This is a genomic window from Bacillus sp. DB-2 (genome assembly GCF_003315125.1).
Taxonomy (GTDB): Bacteria; Bacillota; Bacilli; order Bacillales; family Bacillaceae_G; genus Bacillus_A; species Bacillus_A mycoides.
Genome location: NZ_QNRN01000019.1, coordinates 52,877 through 72,434, shown reverse-complemented (window position 1 = coordinate 72,434; position 19,558 = coordinate 52,877). Strand labels below are relative to the sequence as shown.

General features: G+C 35.4%; 19 protein-coding genes and 1 pseudogene (1 of these 20 only partly in view). 5 read left to right on the top strand and 15 right to left on the bottom strand.

All coding sequences use genetic code 11. The features are described from left to right. Both DET63_RS30855 and DET63_RS26500 read right to left on the bottom strand, forming a co-directional pair. Positions 1 to 125, bottom strand: a pseudogene (locus DET63_RS30855) (DUF3948 family protein) (it extends 91 nt beyond the left edge of the window). A gap of 43 nt (positions 126 to 168) precedes the next feature. After that, positions 169 to 288, bottom strand: a complete 120-nt coding sequence (locus DET63_RS26500) for a DUF3948 family protein (protein WP_002009865.1) — start codon at positions 286 to 288, stop codon at positions 169 to 171. A gap of 466 nt (positions 289 to 754) precedes the next feature. Between DET63_RS26500 and DET63_RS26495 the strand changes: the two genes are divergently transcribed. Then, positions 755 to 1,627, top strand: a complete 873-nt coding sequence (locus DET63_RS26495; protein WP_113938344.1) for a Cof-type HAD-IIB family hydrolase — start codon at positions 755 to 757, stop codon at positions 1,625 to 1,627. A 180-nt stretch (positions 1,628 to 1,807) separates the two neighbouring features. On the opposite strand, the gene DET63_RS26490 is transcribed toward DET63_RS26495, so the two are convergent. The 5 genes from DET63_RS26490 to DET63_RS26470 all read right to left on the bottom strand — a co-directional run bounded on the left by DET63_RS26490 (position 1,808) and on the right by DET63_RS26470 (position 7,485). Further along, the gene (locus tag DET63_RS26490) at positions 1,808 to 2,773 is read right to left on the bottom strand and encodes an ABC transporter ATP-binding protein (protein WP_113938343.1); all 966 of its coding nucleotides are present in this window, start codon (positions 2,771 to 2,773) and stop codon (positions 1,808 to 1,810) included. Then, positions 2,770 to 3,750, bottom strand: coding sequence for an ABC transporter ATP-binding protein (locus tag DET63_RS26485; RefSeq protein ID WP_002029422.1), 981 nt, complete (start codon positions 3,748 to 3,750; stop codon positions 2,770 to 2,772). The genes DET63_RS26490 and DET63_RS26485 overlap by 4 nt, the downstream gene beginning before the upstream one ends. Positions 3,751 to 3,760: 10 nt before the next feature. Further along, positions 3,761 to 4,681, bottom strand: coding sequence for an oligopeptide ABC transporter permease (gene opp4C / locus DET63_RS26480; RefSeq protein ID WP_113938342.1), 921 nt, complete (start codon positions 4,679 to 4,681; stop codon positions 3,761 to 3,763). Positions 4,682 to 4,693: 12 nt separating this feature from the next. Continuing rightward, the gene (locus tag DET63_RS26475) at positions 4,694 to 5,650 is read right to left on the bottom strand and encodes an ABC transporter permease (protein WP_061689743.1); all 957 of its coding nucleotides are present in this window, start codon (positions 5,648 to 5,650) and stop codon (positions 4,694 to 4,696) included. A gap of 107 nt (positions 5,651 to 5,757) precedes the next feature. Continuing rightward, a complete protein-coding gene (locus DET63_RS26470; protein WP_113938341.1) occupies positions 5,758 to 7,485 on the bottom strand; it encodes an ABC transporter substrate-binding protein in 1,728 nt (575 codons plus the stop codon). A 348-nt stretch (positions 7,486 to 7,833) separates the two neighbouring features. Here DET63_RS26470 and DET63_RS26465 point away from each other — a divergent pair, with 348 nt between their 5' ends. Further along, a complete protein-coding gene (locus DET63_RS26465; protein ID WP_000369259.1) occupies positions 7,834 to 8,031 on the top strand; it encodes a hypothetical protein in 198 nt (65 codons plus the stop codon). 15 nt (positions 8,032 to 8,046) lie between these two features. On the opposite strand, the gene DET63_RS26460 is transcribed toward DET63_RS26465, so the two are convergent. The 7 genes from DET63_RS26460 to DET63_RS30980 all read right to left on the bottom strand — a co-directional run bounded on the left by DET63_RS26460 (position 8,047) and on the right by DET63_RS30980 (position 15,632). Then, positions 8,047 to 9,192, bottom strand: a complete 1,146-nt coding sequence (locus DET63_RS26460) for an ABC transporter permease (RefSeq protein ID WP_113938340.1) — start codon at positions 9,190 to 9,192, stop codon at positions 8,047 to 8,049. Positions 9,193 to 9,203: 11 nt separating this feature from the next. Further along, the gene (locus DET63_RS26455; protein ID WP_113938339.1) at positions 9,204 to 10,400 is read right to left on the bottom strand and encodes an ABC transporter permease; all 1,197 of its coding nucleotides are present in this window, start codon (positions 10,398 to 10,400) and stop codon (positions 9,204 to 9,206) included. A 15-nt stretch (positions 10,401 to 10,415) separates the two neighbouring features. Continuing rightward, positions 10,416 to 11,348: an ABC transporter ATP-binding protein gene (locus tag DET63_RS26450; RefSeq protein ID WP_000960163.1), complete on the bottom strand. Its 933-nt coding sequence runs from the start codon at positions 11,346 to 11,348 to the stop codon at positions 10,416 to 10,418. Between the two features lie 138 nt (positions 11,349 to 11,486). Further along, the gene (locus DET63_RS26445; protein WP_063218196.1) at positions 11,487 to 12,143 is read right to left on the bottom strand and encodes a response regulator; all 657 of its coding nucleotides are present in this window, start codon (positions 12,141 to 12,143) and stop codon (positions 11,487 to 11,489) included. Next, entirely contained in the window at positions 12,140 to 13,333 is a 1,194-nt protein-coding gene (locus DET63_RS26440; protein WP_078185466.1) for a sensor histidine kinase, read from the bottom strand. Before DET63_RS26440 ends, DET63_RS26445 begins: the two co-directional genes overlap by 4 nt. Positions 13,334 to 13,486: 153 nt before the next feature. Beyond that, the gene (gene abc-f, locus DET63_RS26435) at positions 13,487 to 15,373 is read right to left on the bottom strand and encodes a ribosomal protection-like ABC-F family protein (protein WP_113938338.1); all 1,887 of its coding nucleotides are present in this window, start codon (positions 15,371 to 15,373) and stop codon (positions 13,487 to 13,489) included. Positions 15,374 to 15,497: 124 nt separating this feature from the next. Then, on the bottom strand, positions 15,498 to 15,632 hold the full coding sequence (locus DET63_RS30980) for an RAxF-45 family protein (RefSeq protein ID WP_002139888.1): 135 nt from the start codon (positions 15,630 to 15,632) through the stop codon (positions 15,498 to 15,500). Between the two features lie 420 nt (positions 15,633 to 16,052). Between DET63_RS30980 and DET63_RS26430 the strand changes: the two genes are divergently transcribed. After that, positions 16,053 to 16,181 carry a hypothetical protein gene (locus DET63_RS26430; protein WP_002029408.1) on the top strand — a complete coding sequence of 43 codons (129 nt, stop codon included), beginning with the start codon at positions 16,053 to 16,055 and terminating at the stop codon, positions 16,179 to 16,181. Positions 16,182 to 16,316: 135 nt separating this feature from the next. After that, complete coding sequence (locus DET63_RS26425; RefSeq protein WP_474372792.1) at positions 16,317 to 17,111, top strand: DUF4931 domain-containing protein; 795 nt, start codon at positions 16,317 to 16,319, stop codon at positions 17,109 to 17,111. A gap of 11 nt (positions 17,112 to 17,122) precedes the next feature. On the opposite strand, the gene DET63_RS26420 is transcribed toward DET63_RS26425, so the two are convergent. Beyond that, on the bottom strand, positions 17,123 to 17,656 hold the full coding sequence (locus tag DET63_RS26420; protein WP_000713256.1) for a transglycosylase SLT domain-containing protein: 534 nt from the start codon (positions 17,654 to 17,656) through the stop codon (positions 17,123 to 17,125). Between the two features lie 248 nt (positions 17,657 to 17,904). On the opposite strand from DET63_RS26420, the gene DET63_RS26415 reads away from it, so the two are divergent. After that, the gene (locus DET63_RS26415; RefSeq protein WP_113938336.1) at positions 17,905 to 19,554 is read left to right on the top strand and encodes a DUF2334 domain-containing protein; all 1,650 of its coding nucleotides are present in this window, start codon (positions 17,905 to 17,907) and stop codon (positions 19,552 to 19,554) included. Positions 19,555 to 19,558 lie beyond the last annotated feature (4 nt).

Sequence of the window (19,558 nt, the reverse complement as noted above, 5' to 3'; positions counted from 1 at the left end):
TTACAAAACTTCTATTATACTAATACGCTTGAAAGAAATACGATTAATGCTGTTAATACTACCGCTCCGCTTGCTGATCCTAAGAAGTCACCTTTTGTTACGTTTAATACTTGCTCGTTGTTCATAATTTTCATTCTCCCTTCTCTTATTTTTGTTACAAAACTTCTATTATACTAATACGCTTGAAAGAAATACGATTAATGCTGTTAATACTACCGCTCCGCTTGCTGATCCTAAGAAGTCACCTTTTGTTACGTTTAATACTTGCTCGTTGTTCATATCATTCATTCTCCTTTTTTTGTAAGTTATCTATATGTAATTTCTAAGAAATGTTTAGTTCATAGTTTTCATGTTAACGTTACATTGAAATTAATTACGTAACGTTTGTAACATTAATGTAACATAACTATTATTACGTTGCAATATAATTACGTAAATTTTATTACACTTTTTTTACGTTTTTTTAAATAAACACTCAAAAACCTTGTTTTAATGCGTTTTCTACTACAATTACATTTGTAACACTAGTGTAACATTAAGGTCATAAAGCGAAATATAATATTATTCATCTCTATTTTGTTAAAAACCAAAGTGAAACTTTAATCAACGAGAGTTCCATTCCCTACTAATTATTCCCCCTCACCAATCGCACTTTTACTAGAAATTAATGCGGGATAAAATACTATCTTTCCAAGATAAGTTTATATGTTTCCTCTATATAACTATGTATAATGGAAACAAAGAGGTGGTCATTTTGAAATTAATCGCACTAGATATGGATGGTACACTACTATCATCTAATCTTGAAATCTCCAAAGAGAACTTACAAGCTATCCAAACCGCAAAAGAAGCTGGTCATATTGTAATGATTTGTTCTGGCCGCGCGAAAGAGGACGCTTTAAAATTATTGGAAGAATATAAACTAGCTCTTCCAGTTGGAGCAAGCAATGGGGCAATTGTTTATGTGGATGGAAAAGTAATTAACTCGCGTTGTTTACAAAATGATAAAGTATACAAGCTTGCAAAGTTACTAGAATCTGAAGGTTTTCCATATAAGTTGTACACAAATAAAGGGGTTTACTCTCCTTATACATGGCAAGATCAAGTTATGCAGGCATTCGAAGAAAGCAAGCATACACTAGATGTTACACTTGAGGAACTTGAAAGAATTACAGAAAAACAAAAGAAATCAAACTTAATTACTGATTTCCAAAAAATCGAAGATGTTGTAAATAATCCAGAATTAGAAATATCTAAATTCTTTATTTTGACATTTAATGCTGCTCATCGTTCGCAGCTATTGCAAACTTTACAAGAAGATACGGATATTTCAGTTACCGCATCAGCCCCTACTAATGTAGAAATTATGGATAAGCATGGTCATAAAGGGAACGGCCTACAAGAAATGGCAGCTTATTTCAATATACCAATTGAAGATACTGTTGCAATCGGCGATAACTTTAATGATGTGCCAATGTTACAAGTAGCCGGCTTATCAGTTGCAATGGGAAATGCTGAAGAAGACGTAAAAAAATTATGTGACGTTGTTACATTAACAAATAATGAAAACGGTGTTGCTCATGCAATTGAGCAATTTGTATTGAAACAAACTTCATCTAGTAAATAAAGTGAAACTTTAATCAGAGGTGGGGTTCCTCTGATTATTAGTTGAACCAATCGGGCTTTTACGGGCAGTAAGACTCCCACCTAACTTCCCCGCATGTGTCGAATTTTCAGGTGGGAGTCTTACTGCCCGTTAATGCGGGGTAAAAAAAGGACTCTTTCAAAAAGTGAAAGAGTCCTTTTTTTACACATGGTGACAAGCAACAAAATGATCTTCGCCCACATTACGGAATTCTGGTACATTCGTTTTACAAATATCTGTAGCAAAGGGGCAGCGTGTATGAAAACGGCAACCTGACGGCGGATTTGCCGGGCTTGGAATATCCCCTTCTAAAATAATCCGTTCTCGCTTAACCGTTGGATCAGGTATTGGGACTGCTGATAACAATGCTTTTGTATATGGATGAAGCGGATTCGCAAATAACTCATCACGTGGTGCTGTTTCCACAATAGTTCCTAAATACATAATTCCAATTTTCGTACATAAGTGCTCCACAACACTTAAATCATGTGAAATGAATAAATAGGATAATCCCTTTTTCTCCTGTAATTCACTAAACAAATTAATGATTTGCGCTTGAATAGATACATCTAATGCCGCAACAGGCTCATCAGCCACAATAAATTCTGGATCTAATACCATTGCCCTTGCAATAACGATACGCTGACGTTGCCCACCGGAAAACTCATGAGGGTACCGGTCAATATGATACGGCGCTAAACCACATAACTCCAATACTTCTATCACCTTTTCACGGACATTTTCTTTCGTCGCTAGTCCGTGAGCCAACATTGGCTCACCAAGTGCTTCTCCAATTCTCATTCTAGGATTTAATGAGCTAAATGGATCTTGGAACACGAGCTGCATATTAGGACGGTGCTTTCTCAGCTCCTCTTTTGATAAAGCATGAACATCTTGACCTTTAAACTTCACTTCACCTTCTGTTTTTTGAACGAGACGGAGAATTGTTTTCCCTATCGTCGTCTTCCCACTTCCAGACTCTCCTACAAGGCCAAACACTTCTCCTTTATCAATTGTAAAGCTTACCCCATCTACCGCTTTCACATGTCCAATCGTTCTACTAAATACGCCGCCCTTAATCGGAAAATACGTTTTTAAGTTCTTCACTTCTAATAATGGTTCACTCATTGCCCAGCACGCTCCTCATATAACCAACAAGCTACTTTATGATCCTCGTCATGCACATTAAGATTTGGCGCTTCATTTTTGCATATTTCCATGCAATGTTCACAGCGGCCACTAAAGTAGCAAAACTCATCTAAGCCAACTAAATTTGGAACTTGCCCTGGAATAGAATAAAGTTTATCTGTTCGTTTCCCCATTACTGGTTTTGATTTTAGCAGCCCTTGCGTATATGGATGTTTCGGATTTTGAAATATCTCTAGTACCGGTGCCTCTTCAATAACTTTCCCGCCATACATAACGACAACATAATCGGCCATTTCTGCTACAACACCTAGATCATGTGTAATTAATAAAATCGATGTTTTAAATTCCTCTTTTACTTGCCTTAGTAAATCTAATATTTGCGCTTGAATCGTAACGTCCAAAGCTGTTGTCGGTTCATCTGCAATTAATAACTTTGGATTACAACTAAGTGCAATAGCAATCATAATACGTTGTAACATGCCACCGCTTAATTCGTGCGGATAAGAATGGACAATTTCATCAGCACGAGCAATACCAACTTTACGAATTAATTCAATTGCTTTTTTGTATGCTTCGTTTTTGCTAAGTAGTTCATGCTCTCTTAACGTCTCAACAATTTGCTCTCCAACAGTAAAGACCGGATTAAGCGATGTCATCGGTTCCTGGAAAATCATCGCGATATCATTTCCTCTTAAACTACGAAGTTCTTTCTCTTTCATTCCTAAAAGACTTTTTCCTTCATAAAGAATATCACCACCAACGATGCCGCCAGATTCAGCAATAAGTCCCATAATAGATAAAGCCGTTACACTTTTCCCGCAACCTGATTCGCCTACTACACAAACTGTTTCACCTTCTCGAACTGAAAAGCTAACATGATTGACAGCCTTTACTGTACCTTCTTCTGTCTGAAAGTGCGTTTGTAAATCCTTTAGCTCTACTACTGCTTTACTCATGCTTCCTCACCTACCGCTTCATCTTTGGATCTAATGCATCACGAAGTGCATCGCCAAGTAAATTAATTGATACAACTGTTATAAAGATTGCAAAACCAGGCGGGATCCATAACCACGGACGCTTTTGGAAATCGATTAATGAGTTTGCTGCACTAATCATATTTCCCCACGATGGTGTAGGCGGGACAACGCCAAGTCCTAGGTAACTTAGTGCAGATTCACTTAAAATAGATCCTGCCACACCTAATGTCGCTACAACAATTAATATTGGAAAAACGTTTGGAATTAAATGATGGAGAATTTTACGAGAATCTTTTAATCCCAAGACGTCCGCAGCCTGCATAAATGCTTGCTCCCGCAGCGTTAAAATCTGCCCTCGCACAAGACGAGCAAGTCCTGGCCATCCTACTAAACTTAAAATAATCATTACGACATATAACCGGTATTCTGATGGTAGTTTCCATTCTGATAAAATTGCCCCCATTATAATAAGCAACGGTAATCCTGGAATGGACATTAACACATCTGCAATACGCATAATTAGATGGTCTACAATGCCACGATAAAAACCAGCAATGGCTCCTAACAAAGCACCGAGTATAACAGATAGTAACATCGATGCTAAACCGATTGTTAATGAAATACGTCCTGCTTGCATAAGCCTAGTTAAAATGTCCCGTCCTAATTGGTCTGTTCCGAGCCAATGTGAAAGGTTAGGTGGTTTATTGATTTGCATTACTTGTACTGTCCCCGAAGCATATGGTGAAAAGATTGGACCAATGAAACTAAATAAAAACATAAATATTAAAATGTATAAACCAAACAATGCCAACTTATTTTGCTTTATTTTTTTATAGGCTTGACGCCATGGTGATGATTCGTTTCTTTTTTTCGGTTCTTTCTTTTTCTTTATTGTTGTAATAGTCTCCATATCTTCCCCCCCTTACTTCAGTCGAATTCGTGGATCAACAAGCCCATATACAATATCTGCAAAAAAGTTCGCCATAATTGTTAAACAAGAAAGAAACATCGTAAATGCCATTAATACTGTATAATCACGAAAGTTCAATGCTTCTAATTGAATACTTCCAATCCCTGGCCAGTTAAAGATTTGTTCAATAATAATTGCGCCAGAAAATAAGCCTGGTAATTCAAACGCAAGTAAAGTAATCGCTGGTAAAATTGCATTTTTCAATGCATGCTTATAAATAACTTTTCTTTCTTTCAACCCTTTTGCACGTGCAGTACGAATATAGTCTTGTCTTACAACATCCAACATACCTGTTCTAAAATATCGTGTTAATGACCCTACACCGAGAAGCGTTAAAATAAATACAGGCAGAATCATATGACGTAATACTTCCAATATGTATGTGATACCTGTCGAATTACTTCCAATATCAATCATGCCGCCAATTGGTAATAAATTTAAATCAACTGCCAATAATTTAATTAAGAACAATCCTATAAAAAATGATGGGAATGACATTGCAGCAAAAACACCAATTGTTACAAGTCTATCAAACCATGAATGCTGTTTTGTTGCTGAAACAACACCAATTATAAGAGCAATAATCCAAGTGAAAAATAAAGCTGCAACTGCAACAATAAATGTATTCCAAATGAACTTATTAAGTAATGATGTTACTGGTTCTTGATATTGTAATGAGAAGCCAAAATCACCGTGCAGTGCGTTACCTAGCCAGTGAAAGTATCTTTCAATAATCGGCTTATTTAAACCATACAGTTCCCTTAATTCTTGAGCTCTCTCTGGTGTTAACTTTGGATTCGAATCAATATAATCACCTGGCAAGAGTGCAAATAAGAAAAAGATAATAATGGACGTACCAAACAATGTAGGAATCATTTGTAGAAACCTACGAATGATGTATGTTTTCACCTTTTGTCTCCCCAATCCTATTTACTTAAAAATAGAAGAACATTTTTTCAAAGCAGCGTTTATTCCTTGCTGTATGAAAAAATGTCTTCTATTATTTCAGTTAATCTTTATTTTTCAACTGATAGCACTGGTAAGTTAGAACTAATACCATCATATTTTTCTGGATTGATGCCTTGTATACGTGCATTGTGAGCGTAAAGTAGTTTACGATAGTTTAGTAAAATAACCGGTGGATCATCGCTTAACTCTTTATACAGTTCTTTATAAACTGCTTTACGTTTTTCAATATCTGTCGTCTCTATGCCTTTTACAATTAATTCATCAACTTTCGGATTACTATAACCTGTATCACTTTTTGGGTTAGTTGATAAGTAGTCACTTACCACTTCACTTGGATCACTAATTCCTGGTGTTGAAACCGCTGCTAAATCATAGTCACCTTTTCCCACTTTTGAAAGCATCGTATTAAAGTCCATTAGCTCTGGATTTATTTCAACACCGATTGCTTTGTAGCTTTCTTTTGCAATTGGAATAAAGATATCATTTGTTTTTCCTGTATTTGATGCGTAGTATGTTAATTTTAATTTTTGACCATCTTTTTCACGAACCCCGTCAGAACCTACTTTCCAACCAGCTTCATCCAATAATTTTTTAGCCTTTTCTACGTCGTATGGATATTTATTAATTCCTTCTTCCGTATATGCCCACGAAACTGGAGCAATTGGTACGTTAGCAACAGAACCATATCCTTGTAAAGCTGTATCAACATACTTCTTACGATCTAACCCATAAGTAAGTGCTTGGCGGACTTTCTTATCTTTCAAATATGGCTTCTTATTATTCACATAAATATAAGCGATATCACTAGAAGACTCGAGATTAATATTCGCAAAACCTAATCCTTTTAATTGTTCTATATTTTCAGGATTTGCTCTAAATCCACTATAATCCAGTTCACCTGTTTGGAATAATTGGAATCCAGTATCGCCTGATGTTATTTTGTAAATAAAGTTTTTGATTTTCGGTTTTCCTGCATAATAATGTTCATTGGCAACAAAGCGAACTTCTTGACCTGGAACATATTTCTCAAATTTATATGGTCCCGCAGCAATTGGTTGCCCATACAACGCTTTTAAATAGTCTAAACTTGTATTTTGTTTATATTCTTTTCCATAATAAGCTTTTGATAACACTGACCCACCTAAAGCAGTTAGTGCCTGAGAATTAACTTTTTCAGTTATAATTTTAATTGTTTGTGGATTAACAACTTGAACTCCTTCAATAGAAGTTGCTTTTCCTTCTTTATATTCTTTCCCACCTTTAATGGCATACTGAGCAATATCCACCCCACCTTCATATGCTTTATCATGGAGTAGTGTTAATGTGAATGCTACGTCATCCGCTGTTAAAGGTGAACCATCACTAAACTTTAAATCTTTACGTAAATGGAATGTATATGTTAACTGATCAGCAGAAATATCCCATTTTTCTGCAAGGTCTGGAGTAGGTTTACCTTGTTTGTCTGTTGTTACTAGTGATGCAAAAATAACAGACGTTACGTTTCCATCCCAACCATTCTCTTGGAAATATGGTAAGAAAACGCCTCCTGGCTTAGAAATAGCCGTGATAAAAGTATCCTTGCGCTGATTTGCTTTTTCTGGGCTTTTCTTCTTATCTGTAGCTGGAATTGTTTCAATCTTAGAGTCTTTTAAATCCTGTTTTTGCACTGGTTCTGTAGAAGCCGTATCCTCCTGTCCCCCACAAGCAGATAACACAAGCGAACTACTCAGTAATACCGAAAATACACCAGCCCATTTTTTTGTCTTTTTCTTCATTGTCCCCACCCTAACTTTTTTTTAATAATTACACCTTATGAACTGCTTGCCTAATGTATGCCTCCCACAGCAACATTTCATAGCCAATCGGAAAAGTCGGTTTTAAACGTAAAAAAAGATGTTTTTGAGGGGTAACAATCTTATTCCGACCTTTCCGGTAGACTTTATGGTTATTAGCTTATATCTTTCAGTATATTTTGTCAATTATTTCTATATAAATATTTTGAGAATTCTTTCGAAATTATTGATCAATCTTTAATTTAAATAAACTTAGCAAAAAATTCATTCTATTACCTAATAGTCCCGCATAGAATAATAACAATTAACTACCAAGAAGGGGGCGAAAATATGGACAACCTATTCCAATATGTCCTGCACTATGTATTATTAACAATCATGATAGTCGGGGCGTTATTACTATTCCCTTTCTTCCCAAAGTTCGTCCTCTTTTTAGCTTTTTTTATTATGCTCGGGATCGCTATTATAATTTCAACAAGGGAAGATACCACACAAAAAGAAAGCAGAGTTCAGCGCGTAAAGCTGTAACTCTGCTTTCTTTTTTCAGTCATAACGTATTCTTGTTAAACCAATTACGAAAAATACTCCTGCAAATAAAATGAGTATACCAATATATACTCCTATATCTGCTAATGTACCTCCCCTTACAATTAACTCAGTAAAGCCACGCATCGCCCACGTTTGCGGAACAAAATTTGCCGCCGCTTGCATCCATGAAGGCTCAATTTCAATTGGCCAATAAAGACCACTAATCATACACGTTGAAATTACAACGATATTCCCTAGTGCGGACTGCTGTTCTGTTGTTTTCACGATACTTGCCAATAATAAAGCTAGACCAATAACCGCTAATAGCAATACTGAAACGAGTGTAATAACCCCTAATAAATTTCCCCACTGCACATCAAATAATGAATGCGTTAATATCATTAAAACACCAAATTGAATCCACCCTATTAAAAAGAAGGAAAGGATATATCCTGCTAGTATTTGAACTTTTGAAACTGGTGCCCCTAATAAACGAGACCAAACACCAAGTTGTCTAGCTTTCAAAATGGTTCCCGTCGCACTTAACATGACAATCATGACGAATAGAATTGAAAAACCTGCCGCTCGCCCTGTAACGTTATTTAACTTTTGATCATCGTGTAAAATCAATTCTTTTTGAATCGAAACAGGATCTATTTTTGTATAAATTGTTTCATACATCGTTTCCCACGAAGTGTTACTTTTCTTCTCAAAATCTCTTGCTGCACTAACTTCTATCTCCATCTTTTTTAATGCACTTGCTAATACTTGCTCTACAGAAGTTCCACCCGTAAAATCAGCACTGGCTTGAAATTGGATATTTTCTACTTTTCCATCTAGCATACTCTTTTGAAAATCTTTCGGAATGATGATTATACCAGATACTTTCTTATCTTCGATCCTCTGTGTCCCTTCCCTATACGTTACCTTTTCTATAGAAATTAAATCACTTTTCTTTATTTCCTCATAATACTTGCCAGATAATACAGAACCATCTTTATCTACTAAACTAATATTTACTTTCTCATTCCCACTTCCGCCTAAAAGTCCACCGAGAATGAGTGTGAAAATAATAGGCATTCCAAACATGAGTATATAACTTTGTGGCTTAATTAAAATTTGTTTTAATTCTAGCCAACAAAGCGCCCAAACTTTCTTCATCATTTCCCCTCCTATCTCGTACGTAAACGTAACGTTCCAATCATAACGGAGATAATTCCTGCACTACATAAACTTAAAATGACAGGGAATAGCACATCCCAAGATGTTCCCGACATAATATTTAAGAAGCTCGTAAGTGCCCATTTATTCGGAGCAATATTTGCAACTGTTTGAAGTGTATCGGGAAATACGTAAATCGGTAACATTGATCCTCCTAATATAGCTAGTATTTGAATACCGATTCCCCCCATTAAGTCTGCCGTTTTTTCCTCACGAATAAAAGCGGCGATTAACATAGATAAACCAGAAACACAAATTGCATAAGAAATTCCCAACACTACTATTTGAGACACATCTGCGCCCCATTCCACATGAAACATAAAGTGTGTAGCAACTATAAATATTCCAAATTGTATACAGGCAAATAGTAATGTACCTAAAAACTTCCCGAATAAAATTGAAAATGAGCTCGTCGGTGTACTGAACAAACGTGCCAACGTTTCAGTTCGTTGCTCTGTTACAACTGACTTTGCACCTACTGTTATGTTATATAGTAAAAACATGACTAACATTGCTGCTGCATAATATTGCATCGCTACAACTGTTTTTTTGCCTACCGTTCCTTTTTGGATGTTACCCACACTTGCAGTTGCTATCGTCTGTAGACTTCCACTTACCTCTTTTGCAACTTGTGCTACATCACTCTGCTGAGATTTTGCTAATTCTGTTACAACACTTTTAGTAGATACTGCGACTGTTTGAACACGTTCTGTAAAAGAGCGGATCATTGACTCAGCAATTTTTGCTTGTATATCTTTTGATGGGTCTATAAGCACCTTTGGTTCTTTTAATTTTCCATCTTGTACTTGTTCGCTCCATTTATTGGGGATGACAATTCCTACATCGATTTTCTTTCCCTTTAACATATCTTCAAGCTCTTCCTGAGAATTAACTACCTTTACTTTCACATCATCTTTTATTTCTTTAGATTGCAATATATCTTTTTGAAAGACATCTGCAAACTCATCCGTTCCCTCTTGATAATAGCCAATTACTGTTTTCGGTAGTCCACCACTCTCAAATACATTACTTAATGCTGAACCTAAAATGGCCGTTAATACAAGTGGCATAATTAACATCATCATAAATCCGCGCCGATCAATTAAACGGATTTTTAAATCTTTCCATGCAATAATGAAACTTCTCATCTCGTACTAACCCCCTTAATCACGAAGTGAACGTCCTGTTAATTGTAAAAAAAGTGCCTCTAAATTCGGTTCTTTTACTTCCAGTTTTAAAATTTGAGCTTTGTTTTCAACAACTTCTGAAACAACTATGCCAATTGCCTCGCCACCATTTAGTCCAATATCAATCGTGCTACTATCTTCGTCAAAAATAATCCGCTCAACAACAGGTAGTGCCTTCAACTTTTGTAGCAGTTCCGTACTGTAGCGATTTAATTGCAATTTCACCATAAACCCATCTGTTAGACGATTACATAGCTCTCTTTTCGTTCCTAGTGCAATTACCTTTCCATGATCAACGATGGCAATTCGCTCACATAAATACTCAACTTCTTCCATGTAATGACTCGTATAAATGACCGTCATACCTTTTTCATTTAACTTTTTAACAGTCTCTAAAATATGATTTCTCGATTGCGGATCAATCCCGACTGTCGGTTCATCCATAATTAATAACTCTGGTTCGTGCATAAGTGCTGCACCAATATTAATACGCCTTTTCATTCCACCTGAAAATGTTTCAATTTTATCTTTTCCCCGATCCTGTAAACCGACGTAAGCTAACACTTCCTCTGCCCGCTCTTTTGCAACTTTTCCATTTAAACCGTACATCTTTCCCCAGAAGATTAAATTTTCCTTTGCTGAAAGTGTCGGATACAGCGCAATGTCTTGCGGGACAATACCGATTTTCTTTTTCGCTTCTAATGGATACTCTTTTACAGATTTCCCACCAACTTTTATATCACCACTATCGTATGGAATTAACCCGCAAATCATTGATATCGTCGTTGATTTCCCCGCTCCGTTTGGTCCAAGCAACCCAAATGTTTCACCTTTTTTCACTTCAAAAGAAACATTCTTTACGATTTCCTTCTTGCCAAATGATTTCGTAATATGATCTATGACTAACATATTGATTCAGCCCCTTTGTATTCATCTACACTTTCATTGTAGAAAAATTTCTTTTCTTCTCCATCAGCCTTAAGATAGAAATACAAAATAAAAAAGCAGCAAATTCCGCTGCTTTTTCACACTTATATATGCCAAAAGTCATGTGTACATCGTGACGCCATACCTTACTGCGTATATCGCAGCTTGTGTTCGATCTCTCAGTTCTAGCTTACTAATCAAATTAGAAACATGATTCTTAACAGTTCCCTCGGTAATAAATAGCTTTTCGGCAATCTCTTTATTATTTAACCCCAGTCCAATTGCTCTTAAAACATCTACTTCTCGCTCAGTTAATTGTTTTAGTTGTTCTGGTGGGTTACACTCTACTGCCACTTTCGTCTTTTTTAATTCCTCTATAATTTGCGCTGTTATATCCTGAGGAAGCACAACCCCGCCACTATGCACCGTTAAAATTGCTTGCGCGATTGCATCTGTCTCCATATCCTTCAATAAATAACCACTCGCTCCTTGCTCCAATGCTTCAAAAATAAGCTCACTATCATTGAATGTCGTCAACATAAGAACCTTTATATGAGGGAACTGTTCTCTAACTAAACGTGTTCCTTCAACACCATTCATACGAGGCATCCGAATATCCATCAAAATAATTTCAGGATGTAGCTCTTTCACTTTTTGTATCACTTCGTCTCCATCCGTAGCCGTTCCCACTACTTCAAGTTCTGGACGTAAATTTAATAACATCGCTAAACCATCGCGAATGAGTGATTGATCATCAACAATCATAATGCGAATCATACCGTTCCCCCTATTACCCATGTTTTCTCCTGAAGCGGAAATTCAATCTGTAACTGGAAGCCTTTTTCTATCTCACTCTCAAATTGAATAGTTCCACCATGTTCCTCTACACGTTCTTTCATATTAAGTAAACCAAAACCTGGACTTACCTCGTTGACTCCCACACCATTATCCGAAATACAGAGTTTAACTTGTTTCATTGAACAAGTTAAACTCACTTCACATAAACTCGCTTTCCCGTGACGTTTTGCATTTGTTAAAGACTCTTGCATAATACGAAGTAATGTGGGATGTAGCGACAATGGAATTGTAACAGGATCTCCTTGCAATCGAAAAGATGCTTGTACTTTCGTCATTTTAGAATATTCATTCAACATTCCACGCATATTTTCTACTATGTTTCCTAATTTGCTTTCCTCTTTTAAAGCATGAACAGAAGCTCTTACTTCTTGAAGTGACTTTCTAGCCAGTTCATAACATGTATGTAAAACCGTTTCTGTCGTATCTGAGTTTTGCTTCCATAGCGCTTCCGCTAGTTGCAACTGCACAAGCAAAGCTGTCATATTATGACCCACGGTATCATGAATTTCTCGGGCAATATCATTTCGCTCCCGAACCGCCGTCAATTCCTCTACCTCTTTGGCATATAGCCTTAATTGTTCATGTGCTTCTTTTAAAGCTGTATGGGATAATGCTAATTCCTCATATTGCTCATCTACCATTTTCCGCGCAGCTGTAAGTTTTTTTATTAAGTTTCCAGCTAAAGCACTGAAAATGATAAACATAAAGTTAATTGCATTACTCTCCAATTCCAGACTCTCTGTATGTTGATACGTATGTAGTATATTTATAAACCAACAAAGAAAGAAAAAAGCGATAAAAAAATAAGTCATCCTTTTACGCCAATCATGAATAAATAATCCTACCGCATCAATTCCAAATATAATTAAATACAAACATGTCTCGGGAAATAAAAACCCTAATAACGCTGTGACAATACCATTTGTGAGCAAGGTATAAAAAACAAGTTTCCTACTCCCTTTTGCTTTTACAAGCAAAATATGATTCACAATATAAATAAAAAGTGCAATACCGACAAAAATTTGTAAATTTTCTGTTTCACGTGAAACATGATTTGCGTAAACTAAGCAAATCATGACGATTGTAGCAATCCGCGCATATCCTAACATAAAATTCTCCCCACGTTTTAGTGACCTAAAGTTCATTCTCTTATCACATTGACAAGAAAATTATACCAATTTTTCTACTTTCATTATACTAAAAAGAGCAAGCCCTCCCCAAAAATATGAGAAAACAACTTGCTCTTTTTCATTCTATTTTCTTTACTCCACAATATTCTCTAACTCATTATATAACTCCGCTCGCAAAAACTCGTTTTTCGTTTTTTCTTCATACAATTGTTCAAGCATTTCAACATCAACTACATGTTCCATTTTACATTCGAGTGCATATATATCTTCTTCTATATGCATTAACTCGTTTTCAACTTCCTCTAAATTCCTAGACTCCTTCTTTTTTATAGGCATTACTTTTAACACTTTATTCCCTTGCTGTTGCTGCTTCTGTTTTGCTACTTGTTTCTCAATTCTTTCTTCCCACTTTTGACGAGCCCATGCATAGTTCCCTGCAAACTCAAATAATTTGTGCTCATCAATCCAATATGTTTTTTCAAATAACTTATTTAAGAAATAACGATCATGTGAAACAGCTAAAATAGTCCCATTATATTGTTCAAGGGCCTCCTCTAAAACTTCCCTTGATTCAATATCAAGATGATTCGTCGGTTCATCTAAAATAAGAAAATTAACATCTTGATACATAAGTTGCGCGAGTCTTAACCTCATTTTTTCTCCGCCGCTAAGTTGCGTTACTTTCTTAAAAACAGCTGGACCATAAAATAAAAATCGCGCTAATATATGTCTTGCTTCTCCCTCTGTTACAGCCACGCAATCTCTGAAAGCTTCCAATACATTGTTCTTCATATTCCCGTGCGCATGTTGCGATAAATAACCGATTTTCACACTACTACCAATTCGAATTTCTCCAGCATCTTGCTGCATTTCTTTTAGTAATAGTTTTAATAGCGTAGTTTTTCCTGTACCATTACGTCCAACGATAGCTGCGCGCTCCTGAAAACGAAGATGCAAATTTACTTTCTCAAATAAAGATCGTTCAGCAAATCCTTTACTCACTTCTTTCATTACAACAACATCTTTCCCGCTTCTCTCTTGCCCTTCAAACTGAAGTCCCATCTGTTTTCTATCCAAAATGGGTCTCTTTAGTTTCTCTATACGCTCTAATGCACGTTCCATATTTCTCGCTCTCTTATGCAATCCTTCATTCGGCGGATTCGCTTGATTTGCCCATTCACGTAGACGCTTAATTGCTTCTTTCATTTTCTTTATTTTCTTTTGCTGTTCTTGATACGCTTGAAATTCTTGAAGCAGCCTTTCTTCCTTTTCCTCAACAAACTGTGAATAGTTCGTATGATATACGTGAATTTCTCCATCTTCTAAATCAAAAATTTTCGTTACAACTTCATCAAGGAAATAGCGATCGTGCGAAATGACCATAACTGTTCCTGTATATTCTTTTAGAAATTGCTCTAACCACTCGACTGCAAATAAGTCCAAATGATTTGTTGGTTCATCTAACAAAAGTAGATCTGGTTTCTGCAATAGCATATACGCAAGGCTTACTTTTGTTTGTTCTCCACCACTTATCTCCATAAATGACCTTCGAAATAGTTCCGTCACCTGTAGACCATTTGCTACCTTCATAATATTCGCTTCTATTTCATAACCACCGAGAAACGCGTACCTTTCTTGAATTACTCCGTATCTCTCCATCAATTTTTGTAAAGCAGATGATTCCTGTTCTTCTGCCATATTTTTTTCTAAAGCATGCATTTCTATCTCCAACTCTTTTTCCTTTTTAAAAGCGGAGCTTAATACATCATATACATTCATTTCATTATTGAATTTTGGAATTTGTGCTACATGACCGATGCATGTACCTTTCTTCATATGAATGGCTCCTGCATCCAAACTCTCCATTCCTGTTAGAAGCTGAAAGATAGTTGTCTTCCCACTACCGTTACGACCAACTAATCCAATACGTTCTCCATTCTTTATTTCAAGCGATATATTTTCAAATATGATGTTTCCACCAAAAGATTTCTTTACATTATTTACACTACAAATTGTCATTTTCCGTACTCCTTTCAATATAAAAAACCATGGGAAAGAAACATTCCCCATGGTTTTTGTCATAGAAAAAGGAAGCCAAATAGCTCCCTTTTCACACGTTTATCAAAAATGGGTGAAGAGACTTCTATCGTTCAATAGCTACTATGCAATTGTTAAAAAAGGGCATACGTATCCCGTTAACAACTACATCATGAAAAATCGCACGACAAATATAGATATAATCTAAAAATTTTGCGCGCGTAGCTAAAGAACATTTCATCTCATTCACTCCTTTCGTACGGAATTTAATACTTACTTCTTTATTATACTTCCCCGATTTATGTTTGAATAGTCATTTTTCTGAAAATAATGAAGATAGACTAAACATTTCAATAAGTGACATCAAATCTTACAAAACTGTTATGTTCACGTAATGGAAAGCGATAGTACGAAAAGATGCCTCCCTATACAATAAAGATATAAACAAGAGAGACAAAAACAAGGAGGAAACAATCATGATGAAAGAACTCGTAAAAGCAATCTTTGAGGTATTAGTGAACGGACAAGCAGTTGTAAAAGAACTAAACGAACTATAAAAGGGAGGAAAGAACTATGATGAACATGGTAAAAATGATCTTACATGCTTTAGTTGATGCGAAAGCAGTTAGCCAAGAATTAAACCAACAATAAAAAGGGGTATATGAATATGAAGAAAGCCATTATTGTAATCGCAAGTACAGCAATTGCCTTATACACAATAAAAAATAGAAAAAAGAAACAAAATGAAAATGCTCTATATTATCCATACACATTATTAAAGAAAAAATAAAAGACAAGGTACCCTATTGCAATGAGGATATCTTGTCTTTTATTTTTCCCTATTCCCTTTAAAGGATTTCCTTCTCCTTTTCCCGAATGTATTAAGCGGGATTTTTACATATATTTTAAAGGGGCATATATACAAATGGATACACAACAACTATATTTTTTAAACGATATCGGTAAACAAAAACCAGAAAGCATTCGGAACAGACGTGCTGCATGTCCTTTTTGTGACAGAAAAAATTTAACGGATATTTTAGCAACTGAGGGCTCTATTATTTGGTTAAAAAATAAATTCCCTACATTAAAGGATACCTTTCAAACCGTGCTAATCGAAACAGATAATTGCGAAGACCATATCGCAACATATACAGAAGAACATATGAGAAAACTAATTCGCTTCTCTATTCTCCATTGGTTAAACTTACAGGAAAATGAAGAATTCACTTCTGTGATTTTATACAAAAATCATGGTCCATTTTCAGGCGGAAGTTTGCATCATGCACATATGCAAATTATCGGAATGAAACATGTAGACTATCTTGAAAATATTGAAGAAGCAAATTTTCAAGGGGTAATTGTTCAAAAAAATGAACGCATTGAACTCAACATTTCAGTGCGTCCTATTATCGGCTTTACTGAATTTAATATCATCATTGAAGATATTGCATTTATAGATGAAATGGCCAATTATATTCAGCAAACTGTACGTTACATACTGACAGATTTCCATAAAGGATGTAGTAGTTATAACTTATTCTTCTATCATCTAAATGGAAAAATCATTTGTAAAGTTGTTCCTAGGTTTGTCGTTTCACCGTTGTATGTAGGATATAAAATACCGCAAGTTTCTACAAAACTAGAAGAGGTGAAAATACAACTAGCGCAGTATTTCACGAAAGAAAAGGATGAAATTATTCATAAAAAAACAGAGTAGGTATAAAAAACCTACTCTTTGATTACACCTTTATTTCGATAGTATACATCCTCTAATCCGATGTTATACTTCATATTGTTATCCGTCCACTCTGGTCCTAAATTCCCTGGCCATCCAGATGTATTCGCTATATATTTCAGTAATGCAAAATCAGTCAAACCTTTTTGCACCCCGCGCTTATAACCTTTCATTAAATGCGGCATTGCAATTTGCGCATTTGTACGTGGATCTTTCAGCTCTTCATCAGTTAAATGATCTGGCGCAAGCCCACCACCGCGGTGTAATTGAAACAATCCGAATGAAGTTCCGTTATCTCCAACACTTCTTGGATTTAACCTACTTTCGTGTTCGGCAATTGTAAGAGGTATCCATTCCGGAAGGTTTACTTTCTTTGCTTCCTCTATAATGATTTGTTTCATCTGTTTTGCTTCTTCTGAATCAACATAGCTTGTCTCATTCATTAGCTTACCCATTCCTTCAGACTTTCCTTGGAAATATAAATACACTCCAAGAACAACTAAAAATCCTACAAAGAATTTCTTCACTACCTCTACCTCTTTCTCCGCTGAAATTTGTCCCCTTTCAGCCTTTCTTTTACAATTACCAACACTCTATCATTCTCTTACCTTTCAATCATAGCAAATTACTATACATATTATCATCATGCTTTAGACCGATTTTTCGAAAAAACATATGGTAAATACGTGCAAAAATGTAACTTACATGGACTATAACTTATTTCTTGTATATAATTGTAAATTGAATTCCATATATAGAATAGGAGCATAAATAAATGAAAAGAACTCTACTAATCTTTTTCAGCATTTTACTACTCATTCCTATACATACCTCTGCACAAACATCATCAAAATCAAAAGTACTCGTTTTGTATAGTACAGAAGACAACAAAATTACAAACAATGTACAAATCCTTAATACTCAGTTAGGGCACTTTACAAAAGATATAACAGTAAAAAGCTTAAAGGAAGTAAAGGAAATTACTGAATCATCTTCTTATACACATATTGTTTATATCGGAGAGAAAAAAGAAGATTTTTCTATTGCAGCAAAACAATTTCTAGAAAACTTCTCAGGTCCCATATTAGTTTTAGGACAAAATGTTGAACAATTATCTAATCGTTTTTCTTTCATTACCTCGAAAGAAACCGATATACGAATTCACACTATAGAATATCCGACTAACCAGTTAAAAAATGAATTACATGAAGAACGCTTAATGAAGAAAATTGAAACAAAAGGAACAACTCTTGCTTACGCCTTGAGTGCTGATGGAACTCATCCGTTAATCATTCAGCAAGGAACATCCTATTATGTTGCAACTCCAAACCTTTTCGATTGGATGTCTCATTACGTCGGTGAAATGTTATTTTCTTATTTCGGACAAAAACCTGAAACAAATAAAACTTCAGCTTATTTACGTCTTGAAGACGTTCATCCAGCTGTAGATGTAAAGCAATTAAAAGAAATCGCTGAATTACTAAAAGAGAAAAAGCTCCCTTATATGATTACCGTTATCCCTGTTTACAAAGATCCAGACACAGGAAAAACAGTACATTTAAAGGATAACTCTGAATTAATCGATGTTTTACACTTTATGCAAGATAATGGTGGCTCTATCGTTATGCATGGTTACACACATCAGTTTTATGATAGTGAAACTGGCGAAGGTTTTGAATTTTGGGATGTAAAAACAGATCAACCAATTCGCCAACCGAACCATGAAAAATCAAAGACAAAAGAAGATTTTCAGTCTACAGAAGACTATAATAAATACGTAAAAAACGGAAAATCCTTCGAAGAAAAATATACGAAAGATCATATTGAAAAAGGGATTACAGAGCTTGTAGAAGCGAAATTATATCCAGTTGCATTTGAAGCTCCGCACTATACAATGTCTCAAAAAGGATATGAAATACTATCACAATATTTCTCAACTTATGTAGGACAACTACAACTAAACGATACAACTTGGAAATCAATGCACTCACCGGCTTATATAAGTACACCGTCATTTTTACATGGGATGAAATTAATTCCTGAAACTGTTGGCTTTATTGAAGAAGGGAAGCCACAAGCTATAGCAAAAATGAAAGAACATGCTTTATCTATCACTAAACTATCTGATGGAATTATCGGTGCATTTTATCATCCTTACTTGGGCGTTGAACCATTAAAAGAAGTATTAAAAGAACTAGAAAGTATTCCAAACATAGAGTGGATTGATTTACAAAAAGACATGAATGAAGTAAAAATGAAAGATATTCATATTACTACTAATAAAGAAGGCATTCACGTTGAAAAACCAACAAGTGCGAATGACATAATTGATTATATAAAACAATATGGGTTCTTCCTTATAATTGGGTTCATTATAATTGTCTTTCTTTTATTATTAAGACGTGCGAAAAAATTAGAGTCATAAAAAA